This window comes from Ruegeria sp. CDSA089 (assembly GCF_059612205.1).
On sequence record NZ_JBXWQD010000007.1, the window covers coordinates 205,956 to 224,672 of the forward strand.

17 protein-coding genes are annotated in these 18,717 nt (G+C 56.5%); 10 read left to right on the forward strand and 7 right to left on the reverse strand.

All coding sequences use genetic code 11. The features are described from left to right. Nucleotides 1-42 precede the first annotated feature (42 nt). A complete protein-coding gene (locus AC2FJ6_RS17235; protein WP_214646847.1) occupies nucleotides 43-1,284 on the forward strand; it encodes a cytochrome c peroxidase in 1,242 nt (413 codons plus the stop codon). Nucleotides 1,285-1,320: 36 nt separating this feature from the next. Here the strand turns inward: AC2FJ6_RS17235 and gcvP are convergent, their stop codons facing one another. The 3 genes from gcvP to gcvT all read right to left on the reverse strand — a co-directional run bounded on the left by gcvP (nucleotide 1,321) and on the right by gcvT (nucleotide 5,770). Next, on the reverse strand, nucleotides 1,321-4,176 hold the full coding sequence (gcvP, locus tag AC2FJ6_RS17240) for an aminomethyl-transferring glycine dehydrogenase (protein ID WP_170775894.1): 2,856 nt from the start codon (nucleotides 4,174-4,176) through the stop codon (nucleotides 1,321-1,323). A 115-nt stretch (nucleotides 4,177-4,291) separates the two neighbouring features. Further along, a complete protein-coding gene (gcvH, locus tag AC2FJ6_RS17245; protein ID WP_170775892.1) occupies nucleotides 4,292-4,657 on the reverse strand; it encodes a glycine cleavage system protein GcvH in 366 nt (121 codons plus the stop codon). Nucleotides 4,658-4,675: 18 nt separating this feature from the next. After that, nucleotides 4,676-5,770 (reverse strand): glycine cleavage system aminomethyltransferase GcvT, encoded by a 1,095-nt coding sequence (gene gcvT, locus AC2FJ6_RS17250; protein ID WP_170775890.1) that lies wholly within the window; start codon nucleotides 5,768-5,770, stop codon nucleotides 4,676-4,678. Between the two features lie 349 nt (nucleotides 5,771-6,119). Here gcvT and AC2FJ6_RS17255 point away from each other — a divergent pair, with 349 nt between their 5' ends. Genes AC2FJ6_RS17255 through AC2FJ6_RS17275 form a run of 5 tightly spaced genes read left to right on the forward strand, consistent with a single transcriptional unit; the run spans nucleotide 6,120 to nucleotide 9,878 of the window. Next, nucleotides 6,120-6,770, forward strand: coding sequence for a histidine phosphatase family protein (locus AC2FJ6_RS17255; RefSeq protein ID WP_170775814.1), 651 nt, complete (start codon nucleotides 6,120-6,122; stop codon nucleotides 6,768-6,770). A gap of 11 nt (nucleotides 6,771-6,781) precedes the next feature. Further along, on the forward strand, nucleotides 6,782-7,396 hold the full coding sequence (locus AC2FJ6_RS17260; RefSeq protein WP_486532795.1) for a glutathione S-transferase family protein: 615 nt from the start codon (nucleotides 6,782-6,784) through the stop codon (nucleotides 7,394-7,396). A 13-nt stretch (nucleotides 7,397-7,409) separates the two neighbouring features. Further along, entirely contained in the window at nucleotides 7,410-8,453 is a 1,044-nt protein-coding gene (locus tag AC2FJ6_RS17265; RefSeq protein WP_170775818.1) for a saccharopine dehydrogenase, read from the forward strand. A 12-nt stretch (nucleotides 8,454-8,465) separates the two neighbouring features. Continuing rightward, nucleotides 8,466-8,714: a SemiSWEET family sugar transporter gene (locus AC2FJ6_RS17270; protein WP_170775820.1), complete on the forward strand. Its 249-nt coding sequence runs from the start codon at nucleotides 8,466-8,468 to the stop codon at nucleotides 8,712-8,714. Nucleotides 8,715-8,735: 21 nt separating this feature from the next. Then, nucleotides 8,736-9,878, forward strand: coding sequence for a saccharopine dehydrogenase family protein (locus AC2FJ6_RS17275; protein WP_480552998.1), 1,143 nt, complete (start codon nucleotides 8,736-8,738; stop codon nucleotides 9,876-9,878). Nucleotides 9,879-9,957: 79 nt separating this feature from the next. Here AC2FJ6_RS17275 and AC2FJ6_RS17280 read toward each other — a convergent pair whose 3' ends face one another. The 4 genes from AC2FJ6_RS17280 to AC2FJ6_RS17295 all read right to left on the reverse strand — a co-directional run bounded on the left by AC2FJ6_RS17280 (nucleotide 9,958) and on the right by AC2FJ6_RS17295 (nucleotide 14,245). After that, complete coding sequence (locus tag AC2FJ6_RS17280; protein WP_170775824.1) at nucleotides 9,958-10,161, reverse strand: hypothetical protein; 204 nt, start codon at nucleotides 10,159-10,161, stop codon at nucleotides 9,958-9,960. Nucleotides 10,162-10,209: 48 nt separating this feature from the next. Continuing rightward, entirely contained in the window at nucleotides 10,210-10,437 is a 228-nt protein-coding gene (locus AC2FJ6_RS17285) for a DUF1127 domain-containing protein (protein WP_170775826.1), read from the reverse strand. 447 nt (nucleotides 10,438-10,884) lie between these two features. After that, nucleotides 10,885-11,634, reverse strand: a complete 750-nt coding sequence (locus tag AC2FJ6_RS17290) for a formylglycine-generating enzyme family protein (RefSeq protein ID WP_496669585.1) — start codon at nucleotides 11,632-11,634, stop codon at nucleotides 10,885-10,887. Nucleotides 11,635-12,361: 727 nt separating this feature from the next. Then, nucleotides 12,362-14,245 carry an SLC13 family permease gene (locus AC2FJ6_RS17295; RefSeq protein ID WP_496669579.1) on the reverse strand — a complete coding sequence of 628 codons (1,884 nt, stop codon included), beginning with the start codon at nucleotides 14,243-14,245 and terminating at the stop codon, nucleotides 12,362-12,364. A gap of 495 nt (nucleotides 14,246-14,740) precedes the next feature. On the opposite strand from AC2FJ6_RS17295, the gene AC2FJ6_RS17300 reads away from it, so the two are divergent. From AC2FJ6_RS17300 to AC2FJ6_RS17315, 4 genes are all read left to right on the forward strand, one after another. After that, nucleotides 14,741-15,067, forward strand: a complete 327-nt coding sequence (locus tag AC2FJ6_RS17300) for a potassium channel family protein (RefSeq protein ID WP_170775830.1) — start codon at nucleotides 14,741-14,743, stop codon at nucleotides 15,065-15,067. Between the two features lie 175 nt (nucleotides 15,068-15,242). Further along, the gene (locus tag AC2FJ6_RS17305) at nucleotides 15,243-16,322 is read left to right on the forward strand and encodes an AI-2E family transporter (protein WP_170775832.1); all 1,080 of its coding nucleotides are present in this window, start codon (nucleotides 15,243-15,245) and stop codon (nucleotides 16,320-16,322) included. Beyond that, nucleotides 16,319-17,383, forward strand: coding sequence for an HlyD family secretion protein (locus AC2FJ6_RS17310; RefSeq protein WP_170775834.1), 1,065 nt, complete (start codon nucleotides 16,319-16,321; stop codon nucleotides 17,381-17,383). The genes AC2FJ6_RS17305 and AC2FJ6_RS17310 overlap by 4 nt, the downstream gene beginning before the upstream one ends. After that, the gene (locus tag AC2FJ6_RS17315) at nucleotides 17,373-18,380 is read left to right on the forward strand and encodes a DUF2955 domain-containing protein (RefSeq protein WP_480552994.1); all 1,008 of its coding nucleotides are present in this window, start codon (nucleotides 17,373-17,375) and stop codon (nucleotides 18,378-18,380) included. The genes AC2FJ6_RS17310 and AC2FJ6_RS17315 overlap by 11 nt, the downstream gene beginning before the upstream one ends. Nucleotides 18,381-18,717 lie beyond the last annotated feature (337 nt).

The following is an 18,717-nucleotide window of genomic DNA, read 5'->3' on the forward strand; positions in this document are numbered from 1 at the left end:
GGGGTTTTTTTCCTTTTCGTCGGAGCGGCTGCGGCTCAGGACTTGCCGCGCCCGCTGACCGATGATGACTTTATCCTCTTTGATATGGAACAGGCTGCCATCGGTCATCAACTGTTTTACGACCCCATTCTGTCGGGCAACCAGAACATTTCCTGTGCCCATTGCCATCATCCTGATTTCGGCACCTCGGACGGGTTATCGCTGGGTATTGGCGAAGGCGGGCAAGGCTTGGGACCAGATCGGACACCGGGCGTAGGCGCCGATAAGATTCGCAAACGCATCCCCCGTAATTCACCGGGGCTGTGGAACCTTGGTGCGAAAGAGATTCACACCGTATTCCACGATGGCCGCCTGAGTATCTCAGATGTCTACGGCAACGGGTTTAACTCTCCGGCGCAGGAATGGTTGCCTGAGGGGCTGAACTCGCTGCTCGCCGCACAGGCGCTGTTCCCGCTGACCTCGCAATTCGAAATGGCGGGGAATGTCGGCGAAAATCAAGTGACCGGAGCGGTTGCGGACCGGATTGATCTGGGCTGGCCGATCCTTGCCAAGCGCGTGCGCACCGATCCGCGCTATGGCCCGGCCATGGTCGCCGCTTTTGATGAGGTCAACATGACCGAGGACATCACAATCACCCAGATCGCCAACGCCTTAGCCGCGTTCATGGCGGTTGAATGGCGCAGCACCGACAGCGCGTTCGATCAATACCTCGCGGGTGACTCCTCGGCGCTGACGGCAGAGCAGAAAGTCGGGATGGACCTGTTCTACGGCAAAGCCCAGTGTTCGACCTGTCATTCAGGGCCACTAATGTCAGATCAGGAATTTCACGCCTTAGCCCTGCCCCCTTTTGGGCCAGGTCGCACGCGGCAATGGGACCCCTACGTGCGTGACGTTGGCCGCATGGGGGAAAGCGACCGGCTGGAGGATGCTTATCGCTTTCGCACCCCGATGTTGCGAAACGTCGCTCTGACCACGCCTTATGGTCATAACGGTGCGTTTCCGGACCTCGACAGTATGATCCGCCACCACCTGAATCCGGAACGCAGCCTGTCACAATGGAGCCGTGATATGGCTAACCTGCCGAACGTTCCTTGGTTGCAAAAAGCCGATTTCGTCGTCTGGGACGACCGGTTGGAAATGGCGCGTGTGCGCGGCAAGATGGACATCACGCCATTGGAATTGTCCGAAGCTGACATCGCAAGTCTCGTGGCATTCCTCAACGCACTGACGGGATCCAGCGTGGACTCTCCACCATTCGGGGTACCGAAAGGCTTCGTTCCCTAAGAAAAACCCCCGCTGGGCGGGGGATTTATCTGAGTATTATTCCGCCGCTTCCGCGTATGCGTCCATTGGAGGGCATGTGCAGACGAGGTTTCGGTCTCCGTATGCGTTGTCGACGCGGTTGACGGGGGACCAGTATTTGTCGACGCCCATGGAGCCCGGAGGGAAACAGGCCTGTTCGCGGCTATAGGGCCGGTCCCAGTCACCGACCAGATCGCGCACCGTGTGGGGGGCGTTTTTCAGCGGGTTGTTTTCCGCATCGATCTTGCCGTCGATGATGTCCTGCGCCTCGGAGCGGATCGAGAGCATGGCGTCGCAGAAGCGGTCCAACTCGTCCTTGGGTTCCGATTCCGTGGGCTCCACCATCAGGGTTCCGGCCACCGGCCAGCTCATCGTCGGGGCGTGGAAGCCGCTGTCGACCAGACGCTTGGCGATGTCGTCGACGCTGACATGCGCCGCCTCGTCCAAGGGTCGGGTGTCGAGGATGCATTCATGCGCCACACGACCGCTCTCGGAGGTGTAGAGGATCGGATAGGCATCCTGCAGACGCGCCGCGATATAGTTGGCGTTCAGGATCGCCACCTTGGTCGCCTGCGTCAGACCCGCGCCGCCCATCAGCAGCACATAGGCCCAGCTGACCGGCAGGATGGACGGAGACCCGAAGGGCGCGGCCGAGACCGGCCCCACGGCGGTGCCGTATTCAGGATGGCCGGGCAAGTGCTCTTCCAGATGCGCCTTAACGCCGATCGGGCCCATGCCGGGGCCACCACCGCCATGCGGGATGCAGAAGGTCTTGTGCAGGTTCAGGTGGCTGACGTCACCGCCGATGTCACCGGGGCGCGACAGGCCGACCATGGCGTTCATGTTGGCGCCGTCGATATAGACCTGACCGCCGTGGTCATGGGTGATCTGGCAGACCTCCTGCACGGTGGTCTCGAACACACCATGGGTCGAGGGGTAGGTGATCATGCAGCCGGCCAGATGATCCGAATGCTTCTCGGCCTTGGCGCGGAAGTCATTCAGGTCGATATTGCCGTTCTCATCCGATTGCACCGGCACCACCTGCCAGCCCACCATCTGCGCCGAGGCCGGGTTGGTCCCGTGCGCCGAGGTTGGGATCAGGCAGACATTGCGGTGCCCTTCGCCGCGGGCGAAGTGATAGTTGCGGATGGTCAGCAGGCCTGCATACTCGCCCTGCGCGCCCGAGTTGGGCTGCTGGGAGATCGCGTCATAGCCGGTGATCTGGCACAGCTTGTCGTTCAGATCGGCGATCATCTCGTGATAGCCCTGCGCCTGATCTTCGGGGCAGAACGGGTGCAGATTGCCGAACTCGGGCCATGTGACCGGGATCATCTCGATCGTGGCGTTCAGCTTCATGGTGCAGGACCCCAGCGGGATCATCGCCCGGTCCAGCGCCAGGTCGCGGTCGGCCAGACGGCGCATATAGCGGGTCATCTCGGCCTCGGCCCGGTTCTTGTGGAAGATCGGGTGAGTCAGATAGGGCGTCTCGCGCAGGGCGTAATCCGGCAGGCGGTACGCCACGTTCGAGCTGTCATCCTGACGGTCGATGCCGAAGGCGCCCCAAACCGCCTCAATCGTCTCGGCGCGGGTCTGTTCATCCAGGCTGATGCCCACTTTCGTCTCGCCGACCTTGCGCAGGTTGATGCCACGGGCCACGGCGGCCTCCATAACGGTGGTCTGCAAGTGGCCGACCTCGACCGTGATGGTGTCAAAGAACACCTCGGGTTCGACCGAGAAGCCCGCCTCTTCCAGACCGGCGGCCATGCGCGAGGTTTTGCGGTGCACCGATTGCGCAATCGCCTTGATGCCGTCGGGGCCGTGATAGACCGCGTACATCGAGGCCATCACCGCCAGCAGCGCCTGCGCAGTACAGACGTTCGAGTTGGCTTTTTCGCGGCGGATATGCTGCTCGCGGGTCTGCAGCGCCAGGCGGTAGGCCTTGTTGCCCCGGCTGTCGATGCTGACACCGATGATCCGGCCCGGCATCGCGCGCTTCAGCTTGTCGGTGGTCGCCATATAGGCGGCATGGGGCCCGCCATAGCCCATCGGCACGCCAAAGCGCTGGGTCGATCCGATGGCGATATCCGCGCCCATCTCACCCGGTGACTTCAGCAGCGCCAGCGACAGGATATCGGCGGCGACGATGGCAATCGCTTTGTGTTCATGCAGCGCCGCGATCTCGGCGGTGAAGTCGCGCACATGGCCGTGGGTGCCGGGGTATTGGAAGATCGCGCCAAAGACGGCGCCTGCTTCCAGTTGGTCGGGATCGCCCACCTGTACGTCGATGCCCAAGGGCTCGGCGCGGGTTTTGATCACAGCGATGGTCTGCGGGTGGCAGTTGCGGTCGACAAAGAAGGCGGCGTTATTGGCCTTGGACCGACCACCGCGCTTGGCCATCGCCATGGCCTCAGCCGCGGCGGTGGCTTCGTCCAGCAGCGAGGCATTGGCCACATCCAGCCCGGTCAGGTCGCTGACCATGGTCTGGAAGTTCAACAGCGCCTCAAGCCGGCCCTGGCTGATCTCGGGCTGATAGGGCGTATAGGCGGTGTACCAGGCCGGGTTTTCCAGGATGTTGCGCAGGATCGGCGCGGGCGTGGTGGTGCCATAATACCCCTGACCGATCAGCGAGGTCAGAACCTTGTTCTTGCTCGCCACCTCTTTCATATGGAACAGCGCATCGCGTTCCGTCATCGCCGGACCCCAGTCCAACGGCTCTTTCTGGCGGATCGCGGGCGGGACGGTGGCGTCGATCAGCGCGTCCAGCGTCTTGAAGCCGATTACCTTGAGCATGTCGCGCATCTCGGTCGGGCTGGGCCCGATATGGCGGCGATTGGCAAAGTCATAGGCTTCGTAGTCGGTCAGTTTGAAAGCCATTGCAGCGCTCCTATGAATAAGTCAGGTCGGGCGGAGACCACGCAGGCCTCCGATACATCATCACGAGCCGGTTCGGCCCGAACGGGCGGAGCCCTATACAGGGCCCCGGTCTGGATCAGCCGATGAAGGCCTTGTAGCCAGCTTCGTCCATCAGATCTTCGAGTTGCGACGCGTCCGCGATCTTGATCTTGTAGATCCACGCCTCACCCTCGGGGTCTTCGTTCAGCGCGCCGGGATTGTCGGCCAGTGCTTCGTTGACCTCGGTGATCTCGCCATCCACCGGCGCATAGAGTTCCGAGGCCGCCTTGACGGATTCGATCACGCCGATCTCGCCGTCTTTCTCGAACTCGTCACCCACTTCCTGCTGTTCCACGAAGACCACATCGCCCAGCTGCTCGGCGGCGTGCTTGGTGATGCCCAGCGTGGCCGTGTCGCCGTCCACATCCAGCCATTCATGTTCTTCGGAATAATAGGTTGCCATGGTCTTTCTCTCCTGACTTCAACGCTTGTAATTCTGGGTGACGAAGGGCAGCGCCACAACCTCGGCCGGTTGCGGCTTGCCCCGGATGATCAGGTTGACCACCTCGCCCGGCGCGCCATGGCCCGCCGCCACATAGCCCATCGCCACCGGTCCACCCACCGTGGGGCCAAACCCGCCCGAGGTGATCTGGCCAATGCTATTGCCCTCGGCGCATTGGATTTCCACGCCCTGACGTGCAGGCGCTCGACCTGTCGGCTTGATGCCCACCAGCTTGCGTGCAGGCCCCTCGGCCAGTTCCTTTTGGATACGCGCAGCGCCGGGAAAGCCGCCCTCCTCCTTGCGGCGCTTCTGGATTGCCCAAGCCAACGAAGCTTCGATCGGAGAGGTGCTCTGGTCGATGTCATTGCCGTAAAGGCACAGCCCCGCCTCCAGCCGCAGGCTGTCGCGCGCGCCCAGACCGGCGGCTTCACAATCCTCATGCGCCAGGAACGCGCGGGTCACTTCTATGGCCTTGTCCTCGGGGATCGAGATCTCGTACCCGTCCTCACCGGTGTAACCCAGGCGTGAGATACGGCATTCAACGCCGTTGATATCCGCCACCGTGGTTTCCATGAACTTCAGATCCCGCGCCGCAGGGCAGAGATCGCCCACCACATCCTCGGCCTTGGGTCCCTGCACCGCAACCAGCGCACGGTCGAAGATCTCGATCACCTCGACGCCGTCCAGGTTGGCCTGCATATGCGGAATGTCCTGATGCCGCAGCGCCGCGTTCACCACCACAAAGTAATGGTCCCCCGCATTCGACACGATCAGGTCATCCATGATCCCGCCGTCTTCGTTCGTAAAAAAACCGTAGCGCGCTTTGCCCTCTTTCAGCGTCGCAAAAGCCTGCGGGCACAAAGCTTCCAGCTTTTCCCCCACATTCTCACCGCGCAGAATCACCTGACCCATATGGCTGACGTCAAACACCGCAGCCCTCTCGCGACACTGCGAATGCTCACCCATAATCCCCAAAGAATACTGAACAGGCATCTCCCACCCAGCAAAATCAACCATCTTCCCGCCCAACTCAACATGCAAGTCATACAAAGGCGTGCGCCGCGGTAATGTCATATCTATAACCTTTCAAAACCTGGCATCCCGTACCGCCGCGTTATTTGCGCTGGTCGCTCAACATGATCCCACCACAAGCTTCCGAGGTCTCGGCCGCAAGTCAACAACCTTAAACACAAGACCCAACTCGGCAGGTGAAACCAGAGGTGTATACGGGCGCATACAGCAGCTTTGTAGCGTATAGGAAACTTTTTTCCGTTACGCAACACTTGAAATTGCCGATGCAACCCAAGTCATTTCTGCTTTCCCGCGAAGCGCGCGCCAAAGGGTGAAATTCCCTGGTTCAAGTCCGAAGCCTCTGGTCCCTCGGTTCAAGCTGTCATAAGACTTCGCCCCGGAAGGGACGGACATGTCACATATAACTCTGATACGCCACGGTCAGGCCAACACCGCCGCGCGGGACGAAGCTGATTACGACAAGCTGAGCGAACTGGGACATCAGCAAGCGCGTTGGCTGGGGGCGCATCTGCGCGACACACAAGCCAACTTTCCTCGGGTCTATTCAGGAACGCTGAAACGCCATTTGGAAACAGCGGCCAGCATGGGTTTTCCGAACCCCGTGCAAGATCCGCGTTTGAACGAGATCGAGTATTTCAACATCGCCAAGCTTTATGAAGCACAACACAACGTGGCCGTGCCCACCGACCGCGAAGGGTTTGTGGAACACCTGCCCCGCACATTCGCCGCGTGGGCGAGTGGTGAAATCGCCAACGCACCAGAAACGTTTGAGACCTTCGAAACCCGCGTGCGCGACGCTCTGCACGATATCGGAACCGCAGGGGGCCCTGCGATTGTGGTGACATCAGGCGGGCTGATCTCGATGGTCGTGCGGCAGGCGATGGGGCTGGATATCCCTGCGATGGCGCGTGTGGCGCTTGCCATCATGAATACGTCGATGCATCGTCTGCACCCAATTGGTGCGCAGCTGAGCCCGGTGCTGTTCAATGCAGTGCCACATCTGGAAGCACCCGATCGGCAATACGCCCAGACCCACCTGTAAGGAGGCCCTTCGTGCAGCTTTACTATGCCCCCCGTACGATTTCAGTCGCCGTGGCCATCGCCTTGGAAGAGGCCGGGCTGGAATACGAGGCGATCAAGCTGGATTTCGCAGGCGGTGAGCAGACCAAACCCGCCTACAAGCAAATCAACCCTAAGGGTCGTGTGCCAGCGCTGGTAGTAGACGGAGGTATCCTGACTGAAACGGGTGCACTGTTGGACTATATCGCAACCATAGCGCCCGAGGCCGGGCTTGTGCCCTCTGATCCGATCATGGCCGCGCGGATGCGCGAGGTGATGTACTACCTTGCCTCGACCATGCATGTGAACCACGCCCACAAGATGCGCGGGGCGCGGTGGGCTGACAAGCAATCCAGCTGGAAAGACATGCAGGGTAAGGTAGCGCAGACGATGACCGCGTCCTGCGACTATATCTCCTCGAACGGGCTGCGTGGGCCTTTTGTACTGGGGGATGAGTTCTCGCTGGCGGACGCTTATCTGTATGTGGTCTGCAGTTGGCTCGAGGGCGACGGCGTTGACGTTACAGCCTTTCCCAAGATTATCGCGTTCCGAGACGCGATGGAGGCGCGGGCATCGGTGCAGACCGTACGCGCTGCCGGAATGCTCTGAAAAAGGAACGACGATGACACATCTCTGGGTCCGGGCAGAACAGCGCCCGAACGAAGAACGGGTTGGGCTGACCCCCGAAGGCGCCGCAGCTTTGATCGCCGCAGGCATCCGCGTGACGGTCGAGGAAAGCTCGGTCCGCGCCATCCCGCTGGACGGATATAAGGCGGCCGGGTGTGAGGTCGCAGCCGAGAACTCCTGGCCCCAAGCCCCGCTGGACGCGATAATCTTTGGCCTTAAAGAACTGCCAGAGGACGGCACGCCCCTGCCCCATCGCCATATCATGTTCGGCCATGCTTATAAGGGCCAGCATTCCGGACGCGCCCTATTAGAGCGCTTCAAGACCGGGGGCGGCACGCTTTATGATCTGGAGTATCTGGTGGACGAAGACGGCCGCCGGGTCGCCGCCTTTGGCTATTGGGCGGGCTATGCGGGCGCGGCGGTGACGCTGAAAACATGGGCTGCGCAGCAGCGGGGGCAGGAATGCCCTCCGGTCGGGGTGTACCCTAACAAAGACGCGCTGAACGCCGAGTTGCTGGCCGAGCTGGACGCCACTGGCACCCGCCCCCGTGCTATCGTCATCGGCGCCTTGGGCCGCGTGGGCACGGGTGCTGCGGATTTGTGCGAGGCGATGGGAGTCACTGCTACAAAGTGGGACATGGCCGAGACCGCCAGCGGTGGACCCTTCCCCGAGATCCTCGACCATGATCTGTTCCTGAACTGCATCTTCGCTCGCCCCGGCACGCCGATCTTTGTCCCGCGCGAGGCGCTCAGCGCACAGCGCAACCTGACCGCCATCGGAGACGTGGCCTGCGATCCGGACAGCGACTATAACCCAGTGCCAGTCTATGACCGGGCGACCACATGGGACGCCCCCGCGCTGCGCGTGGCCACCGACCCGGTGATGGACGTGATGGCCATCGACAACCTGCCCTCGATGCTGCCGGTCGAAAGCTCGGAAGACTATGCCACGCAACTGCTGCCCTCCCTGCTGACCCTGACCGATCTGGACAGCGGCGTCTGGGGCCGCGCACGGGCCGAATTCGTCAAACATTGTTAGGCAAGGCGAACCATGGAACACCTGATCGGGGCAACAGCGGCAATTTTGGGAACAGTATGCTGGTTGCCTCAAACTCTCAAAACTTGGCGCACCCGCGAAACAAAAGACCTGTCCCTTCCCGCCAACTTGCTGATTCTGACCACGCTGACACTGTGGCTGATCTATGGGCTGATGATCGCTGCGTGGCCGTTGATCCTTGGCAATGTGATATCGATCCTGCTTGTCGGTGCGATTGTAACTGCGAAACTTAAATTCGGCTGAAAGCCAAAAAGGAGCATACGAATGACCATCCATTGGTGTGGCACCGGCCTGTCGGCCATCCCCGGCCTGCGCCGCCTTATCGAGGGCGGTCACAAAGTCACCGTCTGGAACCGGACCATCGACAAGGCCAAGGCTGAGGTCGGCGACCTGACGGATGAAATTCGCGCATTTAACATAGACGCTTTGGGCGCGGTGTTGGAAAAGGGCGATGTGATCGTATCCATGCTACCCGGCGACTGGCATGTACCGCTGGCCGAATTGGCGATCTCCAAAGGCGCGAACTTTGTGTCGTCATCCTATATCGCCCCCGAAATGCGCGCGCTGGATGACAAGGCGCGCGAAGCGGGTGTTACCATTGTCAACGAGGTCGGGCTGGATCCGGGCATCGATCACCTGATGGCGCACGCATTGGTCGCTGACTACCGCGCCTCGGATGCTTTTGACGCGCAAAACCACCTGAGCTTCATCTCCTATTGCGGCGGCATCCCCAAAAACCCCAACCCGTTCCGCTATAAATTCAGCTGGTCGCCTCTGGGCGTTCTGAAAGCCCTGCGGTCGCCGTCAAAATCTATCCGCGACTACGCGCCGCTGGACGTTGCCCGCCCGTGGGATGCCATCACCAGCTATATTGCACCGCTACCCGCTCCCGAAAGCTTTGAGGTCTATCCCAACCGGGATTCTCTGCCGTTCATGGCCGAGTACCAATTCGAGGATCACTGGACCGTCAAGGAATTCGTCCGCGGCACTCTGCGCCTGAACGGCTGGGCCGATGCCTGGGCGGACGTATTTACCGAGATCGAGACCCTCTCGGGCCCCGAAGGTGACGCGCGTTTGAAAGAGATGTCGGATCAGTTCTGGGCAGAGAACGCCTATGACGCGGGCGAGCCTGACCGCGTGGTCCTGTGCGTGGGCCTGAAGGCCGAGAAGGACGGCATTCCTGTCTGGCACAAAACCTATGTCATGGACGCGTGGGGCGACGCGCGGGGCACGGCGATGGCGCGCCTCGTCTCAGTGCCGGTGTCACTAGCCGTCGAAGCGGTTCTAAACCGGGCCATTCCAGCCGGGGTTCACGCAGCACCCAGTGACCCGAAACTCGTGGAAACATGGATGGCCGAGATCGACAGGCTGGCACAGCACCTACAGATAGAGACCCACTGCAACTGACCGTTCAGCTTGAAAAGCCATTCCAAGGACCCCGGAATGGCTTTTTCGATAAGACGCTATCCAACCCTGCGTGATGCGGTCAGATATACCTGTCGATTGTTGTTTCGATATCGCTGCGATTGATCCCTAGCTCTGAGAGTTTGCGATCACTGAACCCGTCCAGATATTGTGCGGCACGAACGATATCGGCTCTGATTGCCTGGATCCTCATCGCTCTGTCGAACAGCAACAATGCGCTTTCGGCCGGGGTCAGCCTGCCATTCAATGAAACGTCATCAAACATATTCAGGATCCTTCCTTCTTTGCTACTTTGAGCTGGGCGAGGGCCATGTCAGTTGTGGTAAGAAACGCCGCGATAGACACTTTGGTAAGCGCGCTGTTTGATCTCGGCGCGCGGGACGCCGATATCCGCCAACTGTGCATCATTCAGGCTTTCCAACTCCCGCACGGTCTTTGCGAAAATCCGCCGCCGAAAGAGCTCGGTCCGTGCCTCTGCATAGTCTGCTATCATCCCGGCAAAAACGTTTTTCGGCGCTGGGGCGGCATGAGTATTGGCCATGGTAATTCCTCCAATTCCTAGTATCCTGTTGATGTCGTACAACAGATAAAGGAGGCGGAAGTTAAGGCTGCTATTCTGAACGATTAAGGAAAGTTTAGGCGAAACTGAAAGCGTGTTTTCGCTTTGTCTGACGGTGTCAATCTAAGCAGAACGAGATGCATTCAGAAATTCTCTATCCCTTTTTTGGGACTATGAATTGATGTCGTTGCGCTGTGCTTTTTGCAGTTTTTCTGAAATCTCTTCCTCGGTCGCCTCAGTCTTTGGGATTATGTTCGAGGGAAGATTGATGCGATCACGTGAGCCAGAAAACGTGGACTTTGGTTGTTTTCCGAACAGGTTACCCTAAGCTCGTTGGAAGCCTCGCAAATGGACCATTTGCTGTGTGGGGATCTCTATCACCATGGAAACAAGTCATTTTTTTCTCTCCAAAATTTAGTCGGAAGTTCTTCATTCTCTGAGTACGCGAAACCCAGCAAATCTTACCCGACCCGCGCCTATGACTCGTCCTCGAGAGCCCACACGCGCATAGTCCATCGTAAGGCCGTAAGCTCCACCTCGAGCGACGTTGGAGTCGCACAAAGTCGAAACAGCATGTTGCAAATAACGGCTAGATGTCGACCACCCTTCGTATCTCTTGGACCAACATGACATCGTCAATTCCGCAGCATTTCCTGACGTATGCCTCAGACCCCAAGCGTTCGCGGCATTGAGTAGATCAACTTGAACAGGTAGTCGACGTGAGACCAGATCAGGGCGATCTACTCCCAATATCTTCTCGGTCGCGGAACCGCTAAAGTTTGCTTGATCAGCAGAAACCTCTTCGCCTTGAGCAAACTGCGTCTGAGTTCCTGCCCGCGCGGCGTATTCCCATTCGGCTTCGGTGGGCAGCCGATAGACCTCGGCCCCAACCTTCTGATTAAGCCAATTCGTATAACTAATCGCATCTTCAAACGAGACGTAGATAACCGGGAAATTTCCAGTCAATGACACACAGGAACCGTCGAGTTGCGGAATACAGTTTTTCGGAACGAACCCACCACATCCCCTGTCTTGGACGCACGCCATCCATTGATCGTAGGTCACTTCGTTGCGCTCCATTGCAATCGGAATGTCGATTTCCACACGGTGAACCGGGCCCTCATGCTTTGCTATGTAAGGAGCTTCCGGTGTACCTGTTCGCGTTTTTCCATCAGCAATATACTTGGTTCTCCGAGATTCCCCTGGAGCCCACCCATCATGAACTCACCCACGGGAAGCGCGATCATCTCGGGGCAGACATCGCATTCCTGGAACATCTTAAGCGGCGCGATGGTCGTGCCGTCCTCTAATTGATGTTCCGCAGAAAACACCGTTGCCGGAACAGTCAGAAGCTTAGCTATGAGGAGTGCTTGTTCCACTGCCCTAGAGCGTGTTCAGCCCTTTGGCCAAAGTCAAACGGAAGAGATGCCCAAATAGAAAACAATGGGGAATACATACTCGCCACCCAACACAATCAGTCTCTGTTGAAAATACTAATTCTGATTCAACTAGTTGATTAGCTAGTCATGAACCGATGAGCCTCACAAAACCGTTACTCATAGTGAAATTGTTAGTGAGGAGAAAACCGGACCTTAAGCGCCGGGATCCGTGTCTGCCATCCAACCGGCTTTTCGGACGTTCAAGGGGATGCAAAATAGCAACCCGTTTGAAGGTCGGGACCGAATTTGTTGTGACCCGCGTGCTTTCCAATTCGGGTTTGAAATTTGCAATGCAATTGATGCGCCGAGCGTGCCAAACTCGTGAAAGTTCTCGGCTAAAAAAGACAGATTGGGCATGGGCGAGTTCAGATGACCAGTGGAACCCGGTAAGCGGCAAAAAGTTAAAACCGGCATCGTTAGGTTTTGGTTTGGTGCCTAAAGTTTGATATCTGTTCCCTTCAGTCGGTTCAGAAAATCACATTGAGCATCACCAAGGAAACCAACAAAAACAGGACGGTCATGATGCCCCCGGAACGCACAAAGTCCATTACCTTGTAACCCGCGGGCCCCATAATCAGTGCGTTTACCTGATGGGTCGGAATGATGAAGCTGTTCGAGGTCGAGATTGCAACTGTTAGCGCAAAGGCCGCTGCGTTTCCGCCGGCAGCTACGGCAATTGAAACAGCAAGGGGCACGAGCAGCACGGTTGCCCCGACATTCGACATAACCAGGGAAAACGCGGTGGCCAATATTGCGACACCCGCTTGAAGCGCCCAAATCGGCCAACCATTCAAAATGATCATGATTTGCTGGGCGATCCAAGCTGCGGTGCCGGTATTTTGCACCGCCTGCCCCAGCGGTATCAGGCATGCCAGCAGGAAAACCGTGTTCCATCCGACTGCCCTGTATGCCTCATCGACACTGAGTACCCGCGTGAGCATCATTCCAGCGGCGCCCGTCAGAAGGCAAAGGGACAAGCGAACGTCGGTGAACAGTATCAGCGACAGCGATATTGCAAAGAAGGCCAAAGCCCAACCGACCTTCTGAGGCCGTAGCTCATCTTGCGGAAAATCTGTTGTCACAACCACAAAGTCTGGATCCTTTTTGACCCGCATCAGGTTGTCCCACCTCGTATGCGCGACTAGCATGTCGCCTGCGTGAAACTCTTCAAGTCCGATCTGAGTGGACGCGTGCGTATCAGTCTCGACGTGACTGAGAGTTTCTTCTCCTCGATGAATAGCAAGCAATGACATGCCGTACGTCTTTCGGAACAAAAGCTCGCGGGGGCATTTCCCGATCAGCTTGCTATCAGGTGTCACGACGACTTCGGCTATTCCGGCATTGGTTGGCGCAAACTCTTCTACGAAGATATCCAGTTCAGGAAGAACAGTCAGACCAAATTTCTCTGCAAACTGTTCGACAACCGAGCGGTTTCCTATGATGGCAAGCCGGCACGGAGCGGCAATCTCGGCTGTAAGAACCTGAACCATGGAAGTCTTACCGCGATAAAATGTGGATATTATGTAGAGATGATTTTCATGGTTGATGTCAGCCAGTATCTGCCCGACCAACGGGCTTTTTTCTGGCACGATCACTTCGAAAATATCCGCCTGCAAGCCGTAAACCCGTTGCAGGTATTCCTGCGTACCCTGTCCTGTGCCGGTGTTGTCGGACCCGGTGTCTTCAGGCAGCACCCAACGCCCAAACAGAAGAAAATAACCGATCCCGGTCAGGATTAAGGCCGCGCCAATTGGCGCTACCGAGAACAGCCCGAAGGGTTGGATTTTTTGGCCTTCAGGTAGCCCCTCGTTTGCAGTCTGGACCAGGTCGTTCAGCAAAATCAGCGGAGAAGACCCGACCATAGTCATCGTGCCGCCAAGAATGGCGCAAAACCCCATGGGCATCAGCAGGCGGGACAGGGGTATTCCCGACCTCGTAGAAATGCGGCTGACGACCGGCAAAAACAACGCAGCCGCTCCGACATTCTGCATGAATGAGGATATGATGCCGACCGTTCCTGACACAATCGACAGGACCCGGCTTTCAGCCGTGCCGCCATATTTTAGAATGACCGCCGCAACCTTGTTCATGATACCAGTTTTATCCAATCCGGCACCGACGATCATGACCGCGATAATAGAAATCACAGCGTTCGACGCAAACCCATCGAACAGATGCGAAACATCCGCCAGGTTCTCAAGCCCGGGTACGTAGCTGAGAAGTCCGACGAGAACCAGAACCAGTATGGCGGAGAGGTCAATTCTGACAATTTCTGACACGAACAAGAAGACGGTGAAGGCCAACAAAACGCAAACCACACCCATCTCAAACGTAAAGGTAACTTGTTCCAAGGAGCCCACCGAGACTTGGATATTCTATTTAAAGTAAAAACCTAAACCATCGCGCCTACGCTGTCATGAAATTTCGCTTTTTGGCCAAGCTACGAAACAAAATTTCAGGGCAAAGTAAAAGGGTTTCGCTTCATGGTGAATGCGGGGAACCACGTTCCACCGTCGCCTGTAACAGAATACAGCCCGAACCGGACATTCAAAAACAGACTGTGCAGTCCCTGTTAGCGGACCCTACTGACATTGGGAAAGTGGATTTCGCCGATGCAGTATGAACTTGAAATTTCCGTTAGCCTTTCGTTGCAGGTATCGCATTTCACCATTGCCGAAACTGCCAATAGAGTAAAAACAGAACCGAGTAGTCCCAAAGCGGTTGGGCGAACAGTCGGTTACAATTTCCGCACGATACGCGCGGTGAGAGCGCACAAGATTTTCGGGCTAGTACGAAAAAATTCAAAAAATAGTATATATTTGTTTTTACCTTGATATTGTCGCTTTATGAATTCGATAGCCAGAATTACGCGAGGAATAGGCGTCGCCTTTAAAGATGGCAGGGTCAAAGGCCTTCTGGCCTTCACAACCGGTATGATCCTGTGGGCGTCTGTATTCTATCGCTATGTCGAAGGTTGGAGTTGGCTCGACTCCATCTACTTTTCTGTTGTGACAATATCGACTGTAGGGTTTGGCGACTTTTCTCCTGAAACCGCAGCAGGCAAAATCTTTACAATGTTCTACATCATCGTGGGGCTCGGCATTTTCGTGACTGCAGCGACCACGGTGGCGGATACAATCCTGTCCCAAGATGACACCAAAGGGGACGACTAATTTTTGCTCCAATGAGCCAACCCAATTTCATACGCAGGCTATACATCTACAGACCAGCCCTCTGAAATACGAATTTACAAGAGAATTCAGGTTGCTGCAGGTCCCTCCAATTTAAAAATATACATATTTCGTTTTTTGAGTGTAACATTCAGAAAACAAATATTGGAGGGATGGTATGGAAAAGACCCAGGACGCGAAGATTGTCGATCTCGCGATAAGACTGCTGTTTCTCGGACTATTCCTTTACAGCGCTTTGGTAATGGTGGCACCGCTGGCAAGCGTGGTGATCTGGGCGACGATCCTATGCGTCGCACTCTATCCAGTTTTCGATTGGCTACAGTCCAAGTTGGGCGGTCGGAAGAAACTTGCTACGACGATTTTGGTTTTGTTAGGTCTTCTTCTGACTTTGGGGCCGGTCGCAACAGCGGTATCGGGGGCGGCCGAGCTTGGATCTGAGTTTGCAGAGCAAGCTGACAGCGGCGAGCTAAAAGTCCCACCGGCACCAGAAGGGCTAAAAGAGCTGCCCCTGGTCGGCAACAAGATTTCTGAAGTTTGGGGCTTATTTGAACGAAACCTTGATGGCGCGCTTGCCAAATACGGCGCGCAGATTCTTGAGATCACCAAATCGCTGTTCGGACGGGTGCTAAGCATCGGACTTGGCCTCTTGGCACTGGCTTTGTCCGTCTTGATTATGGGTGCCTTGTTCAGCCCTGGCCCAAGTCTTGTGCAAGGCCTTCAGCGTTTTGCCAACCGAGTCTTTGCGCCCCGGGGCGGCGAATTCGTTACACTGGCAGGCGCGACGATCCGCAATGTGACAAAGGGTGTGATCGGCGTGGCTGCGATTCAGGCGGTCGTAGTTTGGGTATTGTTGGCGCTGTTCGGGATTGGCTCGGCCGCGACGCTGGCGTTTATTTGCCTGATCCTTTCGATTATCCAGATTGGACCCGGTTTGGTTCTTCTGCCAGTGGTCATCTACGCCTGGAGCACCATGTCCGGTGGCACAGCGTTGGTCTTCACCGTACTGGCCGTTCCCGTAGCGATAATGGACAGCTTCCTAAGGCCAGTATTTATCTCAAAAGGCCTTGAGACACCTATGCTAGTCATCCTCATCGGTGTTCTCGGCGGCATGATGGCGTATGGCTTGATCGGAATTTTTATGGGGCCTGTTCTGTTCGCTGTATTCTATGAACTGTTCAAGGTCTGGATTGATGCGCCTGCAGAAGCCGAAAGTGAAGCTGAAGGAGCGGCGAAATGAGAAAGACGATTTGGACCACTTTGGCCGTCATTCTCATTTTCCTCGTCTGGTACCTTGTCGCGGACCGCAAAACCCCGTTTACCGGGAATGCCAGAGTAAAGGCCGTCGCGACCCAAATTGTTCCACAGGTCACCGGTACAGTGACCGAAGTTCTTGTCGAAAATGGACAGGTTGTCTCGGCAGGTGATGTTCTGGTTCGGATTGACCCCAGGCCCTACGAAATTCAACGCGACAAGGCCGAAGCTGATCTGGAAGCCGCTACGCAGGAAGTGGGCGCATCCTCGGCAGAGGTGAGGGCTGCGCAAGCCAAATTGGCCCGGGCCCAGAGCGATCTGGATACGATGCGGATTCAAACAGAGCGCGTGTTTGCGCTGGAAAGAAAGGGATTGATCGCCGTCTCAAAAGCCGATGATGCCCGAGGTCAATTGGCAGAGTCTGAGGCAAGTTATGAGAACGCTAAAGCGGATTTGGAAAAAGCAAAGCAGAGGTTGGGTGACGACGGGATCGAAAATCCAAAAATACAACGCGCATTGGCAGCCTTGGCAGATGCAGAGCTAAACCTCGAGTGGACGGAACTTCGCGCTCCGGCGACGGGTGTCATATCCAATTTGTTGATAGCCCCTGGTACATACGCACGATCTGGTCAGGACCTTTTGACATTCCTAGATGCAACCGACGTTTGGATTGAGGCGTATTTTACTGAAAATAACTTAGGCCGAGCTGCAATAGGTTCTCCTGTCGATGTCGTGTTGGATATGCACCCCGGTAAAATCGTCCCGGGTGTTATTGAGAGCTTCAGCGCGGCCGTATCTTTGAGCGGAGGCGATGAACCCGGCCAGTTGGCGAGCCCGCCAAGTACCAAAGGGTTTCTACGCGAACCAGAACGGTTCCCTGTTCGGATCGTGCTGCCGGGGTATGAGGCCGGAAGCGCCGAAGACGACCTACGCTTCCAACTTAACGGGCAGGCCGACGTGATCATGTATCTGAGCGACAATTCCCTGCTGAACATGGTCGGGCAGACCTATATCCGTTTGGTTTCGATTCTTTCCTATGCCTATTGAGGGCCGGAAATCCATTTTCAGGCTCGCCTTGGGTGTGACCGGCGTCTTTACCTTGGGCCTGTTTTTAGGATGGCCCTTGGCGGTTGTAGGGGCAGTTTTCACTGCGCTCTTCCTGCAAGCACCCGCTGCGCTGCCGTTAGCAGCATTCACCAAATTGTTTGTTTTCTCGATAGGATTGATGTTCATCTCATTTCTGTTGTCGTCGATCTTCGCACCCTACCCAGTGGTATTCCTTATTCTGGTGGCCATCGGGATCATCTTGTCCTTCATGTGGTCAGTTTCAGGGGCTGGTGTTCTACCTGGTGTCATCGCGCTTATGGGGGCATTGATGATCCCGAACCTCGCCCTGCAATCGCAGGACCTGGCGCTTGTGCTCGTGTTCTGGATACCGATAAACCTGCTATTTGCAGGTTTCGTATCGACGCTGATGTTTGTGCTGATCCCAGCAGATCTTCAATCAGCCGCCGAGAAGAAAGCTGACGCGCCACCCGTATTTGATCCGCACCGGCGGATCGTCAGAATGTCACTTGTGACTGTGCCATTTGCCATGGTGTTTTTTCTATCTGGCGCATCTGCCCTATTGGTTCTGTTCTTCGTCGCCCTTTTGAGTCAGCAACTGGCAGCCATGCCTTCAATGGGTAAGACCGTCGCTAAAGCGATGTTGACAGCAAACCTGCTTGGAGCTGCGGTGTCGATCATCTGTTATGAAGTAAACGTGATCGCACCGGTTATTCTGACGCCAATTTTGTTATGTCTGTTCTTCTGCTTCACCCTCGGAGCGCTTGGAAAGTCTCAGGCCGCTCTCGCCGCGGCAGCCGGCTCGGCGTTGACGACTGTCCTGATCGTTTATGGTGGGTCGATTGCGCCATTTTCGGATGAGGCCGACGTCAAAAGTATTACGCGCGTTTTGCAAGTCGCAGGGGCCGCATTCTTCGTAATTGTCGCCTATGTCATAGTGGACGAGTTCTGGCCGGAGAGAGAAGTGCAGGTCGCTTGAGCTTAACTAGGTAAAGTGTTCAACCATCCAATAAAGCTACCAACTAGATAGCCCTTGGACATCAATGTCGCTTTTCAAGCGCGCATTGACAACTCGGGCAAATTTCTTTCGGATTCGAATTTACTATCAAGTTTTTGAACACAGCGACTTTCACGCTTTGCACTCTTGCGGCTCAAACGGACACTTTCTATTCTAGGCTCGTGTAGTTTGCATCTCTGGCCTTCATTGCAATGCGCACCAATGAGGGGTTTTTCCGCTGCCGCTCCAATGTTGCTAGTCTTGCACATGCGTTATCGGACCCGTCGATCCTCACAGGAGCTTTGGAGATCATCCGGGT

Bases quoted from the DNA above. Each gene is read 5' to 3' on its own strand.
- gcvP (WP_170775894.1), bottom strand. From the start codon at position 4,176: ATGGCTTTCAAACTGACCGACTACGAAGCCTATGACTTTGCCAATCGC.
- gcvH (WP_170775892.1), bottom strand. From the start codon at position 4,657: ATGGCAACCTATTATTCCGAAGAACATGAATGGCTGGATGTGGACGGC.
- gcvT (WP_170775890.1), bottom strand. From the start codon at position 5,770: ATGACATTACCGCGGCGCACGCCTTTGTATGACTTGCATGTTGAGTTG.
- AC2FJ6_RS17255 (WP_170775814.1), top strand. From the start codon at position 6,120: ATGTCACATATAACTCTGATACGCCACGGTCAGGCCAACACCGCCGCG.
- AC2FJ6_RS17265 (WP_170775818.1), top strand. From the start codon at position 7,410: ATGACACATCTCTGGGTCCGGGCAGAACAGCGCCCGAACGAAGAACGG.
- AC2FJ6_RS17270 (WP_170775820.1), top strand. From the start codon at position 8,466: ATGGAACACCTGATCGGGGCAACAGCGGCAATTTTGGGAACAGTATGC.
- AC2FJ6_RS17275 (WP_480552998.1), top strand. From the start codon at position 8,736: ATGACCATCCATTGGTGTGGCACCGGCCTGTCGGCCATCCCCGGCCTG.
- AC2FJ6_RS17280 (WP_170775824.1), bottom strand. From the start codon at position 10,161: ATGTTTGATGACGTTTCATTGAATGGCAGGCTGACCCCGGCCGAAAGC.
- AC2FJ6_RS17285 (WP_170775826.1), bottom strand. From the start codon at position 10,437: ATGGCCAATACTCATGCCGCCCCAGCGCCGAAAAACGTTTTTGCCGGG.
- AC2FJ6_RS17300 (WP_170775830.1), top strand. From the start codon at position 14,741: ATGAATTCGATAGCCAGAATTACGCGAGGAATAGGCGTCGCCTTTAAA.
- AC2FJ6_RS17305 (WP_170775832.1), top strand. From the start codon at position 15,243: ATGGAAAAGACCCAGGACGCGAAGATTGTCGATCTCGCGATAAGACTG.
- AC2FJ6_RS17310 (WP_170775834.1), top strand. From the start codon at position 16,319: ATGAGAAAGACGATTTGGACCACTTTGGCCGTCATTCTCATTTTCCTC.
- AC2FJ6_RS17315 (WP_480552994.1), top strand. From the start codon at position 17,373: ATGCCTATTGAGGGCCGGAAATCCATTTTCAGGCTCGCCTTGGGTGTG.